Raw genomic sequence first — 4,793 nt, 5'->3', positions numbered from 1 at the left:
TGCGGGAACACAGCAGCACGCGTGTCACCACATCACTGACGCACGCGCGCAGCGCGACCAGCGCCACATGAGCGGCTTGCGCATAGGGGTAGCCATAGACGCCGCAACTGATCGCCGGAAACGCCACGCCGCGCGCGCCGGCCTGCGCCGCCGCCAGCATGCTGCTGCGGTAGCAGGCCGCCAGAAGTCGCGCCTCGTTGGCATGGCCGCCGCGCCAGACCGGGCCGACCGCATGCACCACCCAGCGTGCGCGCAGACCGAAGCCCGGCGTCACGCGCGCTTCGCCGGTCGGGCAGCGCACACCGGGTTCGACTTCGGGCAAGGCGTGGCAGGCGCGCAGCAGCCCGGGGCCGGCGGCGCGGTGGATGGCGCCATCGACCCCACCGCCGCCGAGCAGCGCGGGGTTGGCGGCATTGACGATGGCATCGACATCGAGCGTGGTGAGATCGGCGATGCGCAGGATCATCTGGGTCATGGCGCGATGCCTGGAATGCCTGATTGTGTCCGCAAAGTGCGCAAAGCAACGCAAAGACAGCAGTAGCGGTAGAGAGTGATCCAAGCGATTCCTTCGCGCGCTGCGCGTCCTTGGCGGACCCGCGCCATCGCCTGGAACGCCCGCAGCAGCCAAGCCGGCGCCACTATAATCCGCGCATGCCGATGTCTCCTTCCGATCCGCGTCGCCCGGCGCCGCAAGCCGCCGCGCGCGCGGCGGAACAGCGCATGGTGGGGCTCAACGCCTGTCGCGCCGCGTTCGCGCGGCGACCGCAGGATTTGCGCAAGCTGTGGCTCACCGTCGAGCGCCAGCGCGAGCTGCGCCCCATGCTGGCCTGGTGCGTGCGGCAGCGCATCGGTTATCGCGTGGTCGCGGCCGAGGAGATCGCCAAACTCAGCGGCAGCGATCACCACGAAGGCGTGTGCTGCGCGTTCCTGCGCGCGCCCGTATTGAATCTCGATGCATTGCTGCGTGACTTGCGCGCCGGCCCGGCGCTGCTGCTGTGGCTGGAGGGCGTGGGCAATCCGCACAATCTCGGCGCGCTATTACGCAGCAGTGCGCACTTCGCTGTCGCCGGCGTGCTGCTGGCACCGGGCAGCGAGTTGACGCTGTCGCCCGCCGCGCTGCGCATCGCCGAGGGCGGCGCCGAAGCGGTGCCGGTGCTGCGCCTCGAGCACCGCGAGTCGGCGCTGGCGCAACTGCATGGCGCCGGTTTCGCGCTGGCCGCCACCACACCGCATCGCGCGCAGTCGGTGTACGCGGCCAAGCTGCCGGCGCGCATGCTGCTGTGGCTGGGCGCCGAGGGCGCGGGTCTGCCCGGCGCACTGCAGGAGGCGGCCGACCTGCGCCTGCACATCCCCGGCAGCGGCGCGGTGGAAAGCCTGAATGTATCCGCGGCGGCGGCGGTGCTGTGTTCCGAGTGGTACCGGCGCCATGTTGCCGTGGCGCCGGCTTGAGCGGCGCGCTTACTTCTTCAGCAGATCTCGGATCTCGGTGAGCAACTGCACATCAGCCGGCGGCGGCGGTGGACCGGCTGCGGCGGGCTTGGGTTGGGTCAGGCGGTTGATGCCGCGCACCATCATGAAGATAGCCGCGGCGATGATCACGAACTGGAGGACGGTGTTGATGAACACGCCGATGGCAATGGCTACCTCGGGATGCCCCGGCTCAGCCGCGCGCAATATCCATTTCCACGCCGAAAAATCCACGCCGCCGATGAGCAGGCCGATCGGCGGCATGATCACATTGTCCACCAGCGCGGTGATGATCTTGCCGAAAGCCGCGCCGATCACCACGCCCACGGCAAGGTCCATGACATTGCCGCGCATGGCGAATTGCTTGAACTCGCCGAGCATTCCCATGTGCCACTCTCCCCAAGTGCCGCGGAGTGCGGTGCCGCGAGATTAGCCCGATAGCGTGATCATTGGCAGAGGTTGCCAATGCCTCAGACCATACGCCCTTCGAGGCTGGCGATCTCACCAAGACTGGCGCGGTAGCGATCGCCGCGTACAAGCGGGCCGACGCCGGCCGGTGTGCCGGTGAAAATCACATCCCCGGCCTGCAGCGTCCACAGCTTCGAGAGTTCGTGGATGATTTCCGGCAGCGCCCAGATCATGTCGCTGATGTCGGTGTGCTGGCGCGGCGTGCCGTTGACTTCAAGGTTCAGCGCGGCGTGCTGCGGATGACCACACGTGCTCGCCGCGCACAGCGCCGAGACCGGCGCCGAGGCGTCGAAGCCCTTGGCGCTGTCCCACGGCGCGCCATCGGCCTTGGCGCGCGCCTGCAAGTCGCGGCGCGTCAGGTCCAGGCCCACGCCATAAGCGTGGACGCATGCCAAGGCATCGGCGACGGCGATGTCGCGGCCGCCGCGCGCCAGCGCGACCACCATCTCCACCTCGTGGTGCAAATCGCCGGTGACGCTAGGGTACGGCACCTCGGGGTCCAGCCACAGCGCGTCGCTCGGCTTCATGAAAAACACCGGGCTGGAGCGCGCGCTGTCGCCGCCCATCTCGCGCACATGGTCGCCATAGTTGCGCCCGATGCAGTACACGCGATGCACCGGAAACCGCGCGCCACTGCCCTGGATCGGCAGGCTGACGGGGGCGGGTGGAGTGAACAGGAAGTCCATGGGGAAATCCGCTGCCGGGGGAGACACTTTAAATTAAATGAGGCGCCACCTGTGTGTGCAGCCTGTTTCCACCATCCCGCGGCACCATCGGCGGGCGGCCCGTGCGCCGCGCTTCCGTTCCAGCGCGTCGCGCACCGGCCCCACATTCGGCCAGCTCAGCCCGGCCAGCGCGACGACGAATCAGAGCTACGACGCCGAAGGCAACCTGACCAGCTACAGCTACACGGTACCCAATCAGTTCACGGCCATCTACACGGTCAGCTACCTCAAGCGCGATGGTTATCTGGAGCAGGCCACCGCGGGCAGCGGTTACACCCCGGCGACCGACACCTCGCTGCCCGACACGCTGGGCCAGCGCATCGCGGTGCAGCAGACCGAGCAGTTGTTCAGCGGCACGGTGTCCGCGACCACGCGCGTGTACAGCTATGACGGAGAGGGGTAGATCCTCGGTCGTACCGACGGCTGACGACATGACGATGTGCTCGATGCCGAGAGCGCCGAAGAGGATGCCTGAGCCGGGGATCGCGTAACATGATCGCCACCGCCCTGGAGTCCGCCATGAGTCTGCCTGTGACCTCGAAGCAAGAAGTCGCGCAGTTGCTGGCGCAGTTGCCGGACGACGCCACGCTGGAAGACATCCAGTACCACGTGTACGTGCTGGAAAAAATCCAGCGCGGGCGGGCGGACATCGCCGCGGGGCACGGCCATACCCACGAGCAGGCGCGCGAGCGATTGGCGCGATGGCTGCCACACTGATCTGGTCGAGCGAATCGCTCGACGACATCGACGCGATTGCCCAGTTCATCGGTCGCGACTCGCCGCATCACGCGCAACGCGTGGTGGAAGGGTTGCTCGAGCTGGGCGAGTCGATCACCGCGCATCCGCTGGGCGGGCGCGTGGTGCCCGAGTTGGGCGACGTGCAAGTGCGCGAGCGCTTCCTCTACAGCTACCGCCTGATCTACGAAGTGCGTCCCGACCGCATCGAGGTGTTGGCGGTGCTGCATGGTCGGCGCTTGCTGGAATCGATCGGCGAGCGGTTTGAGGGCTGAGCGACGTCGCTGAATGTGGCGCATCGGAAAGCACTGCGTGGTAGCCGAAAACGCACCTCGGGAGTTCCGAGCTGGAGCGCACGCACTGGATCGACCGCGATGCTCGCCAACGTGCTGACACGCCAACGAAAACACGCGCATCGGCGGCGAAGTGCACGTCGGTCGAGTGTGTTCGGCAACGCGCTGGGGAATGCGATCGCGGGGATCGATGCCTACCGTCAGGCGCAGCAGCCGGCTGGCGCGTCCACCCCCGAGAACGGCATCCCGGTCAGCAACGCCGACATCAGCCAGCAGATCGCGCAGGACATCGGCACGCCCTCGCTGGACGTGCCGAACCTGGCGCAGAACCCGAGCCTGGATTTCAGCGGATTCAGCGGTGGCACCACCACCGTCGGCAGCGCCGGCGCGCAAGGCTGGTGGGGCGTGGCGCAGTCGGTACTCGGCCCCAACGCCAGCAATGCCGCGATCGAGCAGTGGGTGCAGGCGGCGATCTCGGCCAACAACGGCCAGACCGTGCTGCAGCAAGGCCAGGTGGTGAACCTGCCCGGCAGCGATGAGATCGTCACCGATGCCGCGCAGCTGAGCTATGACGCGGCCAACGCCACGTACCAGGCGGCGCAGGCGACGGCGAGCGTGCAATCGGAGGCGGCGCTGTGGGGCACCATCGCCGGCATCGGCCAGGAACAGTCGCTGCAGCAGATGATGGATGCGCCCGCTGCGATGGGCTTCTCGGCTCTGCAGATGCAATTGGCGGATACCAATCCCAACAGCGCGGCCGGTGAGCAACTGCAGGCGCAGATGCAGCAGGCGAACGCAGAGTCCTTCAAGAGCTTTCTGCTCAGCACCGGGTTCACCCCGCCGCCTCAAGGGCCGCTCATGCAGGCCTATAATCCGGCAGCCGAGCAGGCGTACCAGGCGAACTTGAACAACATCGCCTACTTTGCAGCAGGCCCCGTCTTGGGCGTTGGCATCCCGTTGACACGCGCTCTCGGAGGCAGTGAGCAGGCGGCGGCAGACGCCGGAGAAATGGGTGCTGGTTTGCTGCTGGGTGCGGTTGGAGTACCTGGGGATGCAGCACTCAGCGAGGTTGCAAATGGCAGTGCTGCTGATAACATCGTTCCAA

The 4,793-nt window shown here is 67.3% G+C and carries 8 protein-coding genes; 5 read left to right on the top strand and 3 right to left on the bottom strand.

All coding sequences use genetic code 11. From position 1 onward, the window contains the following. The coding region (locus ACYDAT_RS15650; RefSeq protein WP_461451319.1) for a macro domain-containing protein at positions 1–466 on the bottom strand (466 nt) is incomplete at its 3' end. Positions 467–651: 185 nt separating this feature from the next. Between ACYDAT_RS15650 and ACYDAT_RS15645 the strand changes: the two genes are divergently transcribed. Then, entirely contained in the window at positions 652–1,449 is a 798-nt protein-coding gene (locus ACYDAT_RS15645) for a TrmH family RNA methyltransferase (protein ID WP_461451317.1), read from the top strand. A gap of 9 nt (positions 1,450–1,458) precedes the next feature. On the opposite strand, the gene mscL is transcribed toward ACYDAT_RS15645, so the two are convergent. Both mscL and ACYDAT_RS15635 read right to left on the bottom strand, forming a co-directional pair. Continuing rightward, a complete protein-coding gene (gene mscL, locus ACYDAT_RS15640; RefSeq protein ID WP_461440202.1) occupies positions 1,459–1,854 on the bottom strand; it encodes a large-conductance mechanosensitive channel protein MscL in 396 nt (131 codons plus the stop codon). 83 nt (positions 1,855–1,937) lie between these two features. Further along, on the bottom strand, positions 1,938–2,621 hold the full coding sequence (locus tag ACYDAT_RS15635) for a fumarylacetoacetate hydrolase family protein (protein ID WP_461440203.1): 684 nt from the start codon (positions 2,619–2,621) through the stop codon (positions 1,938–1,940). Between the two features lie 37 nt (positions 2,622–2,658). Between ACYDAT_RS15635 and ACYDAT_RS15630 the strand changes: the two genes are divergently transcribed. The 4 genes from ACYDAT_RS15630 to ACYDAT_RS15615 all read left to right on the top strand — a co-directional run. Further along, positions 2,659–3,063, top strand: coding sequence for a hypothetical protein (locus tag ACYDAT_RS15630; RefSeq protein ID WP_461451315.1), 405 nt, complete (start codon positions 2,659–2,661; stop codon positions 3,061–3,063). 116 nt (positions 3,064–3,179) lie between these two features. After that, positions 3,180–3,377, top strand: a complete 198-nt coding sequence (locus ACYDAT_RS15625; RefSeq protein WP_461440884.1) for a hypothetical protein — start codon at positions 3,180–3,182, stop codon at positions 3,375–3,377. Beyond that, a complete protein-coding gene (locus ACYDAT_RS15620; protein ID WP_461451313.1) occupies positions 3,362–3,670 on the top strand; it encodes a type II toxin-antitoxin system RelE/ParE family toxin in 309 nt (102 codons plus the stop codon). The genes ACYDAT_RS15625 and ACYDAT_RS15620 overlap by 16 nt, the downstream gene beginning before the upstream one ends. 99 nt (positions 3,671–3,769) lie before the next feature. Continuing rightward, positions 3,770–4,793: hypothetical protein (locus ACYDAT_RS15615; protein WP_461451311.1), on the top strand; the 1,024-nt coding region annotated here is incomplete at its 3' end.

It is taken from the genome of Metallibacterium sp., from assembly GCF_054637675.1.
Note: the sequence above shows the minus strand (reverse complement) of the source record. Positions and strands in the feature narration are given on the sequence as shown.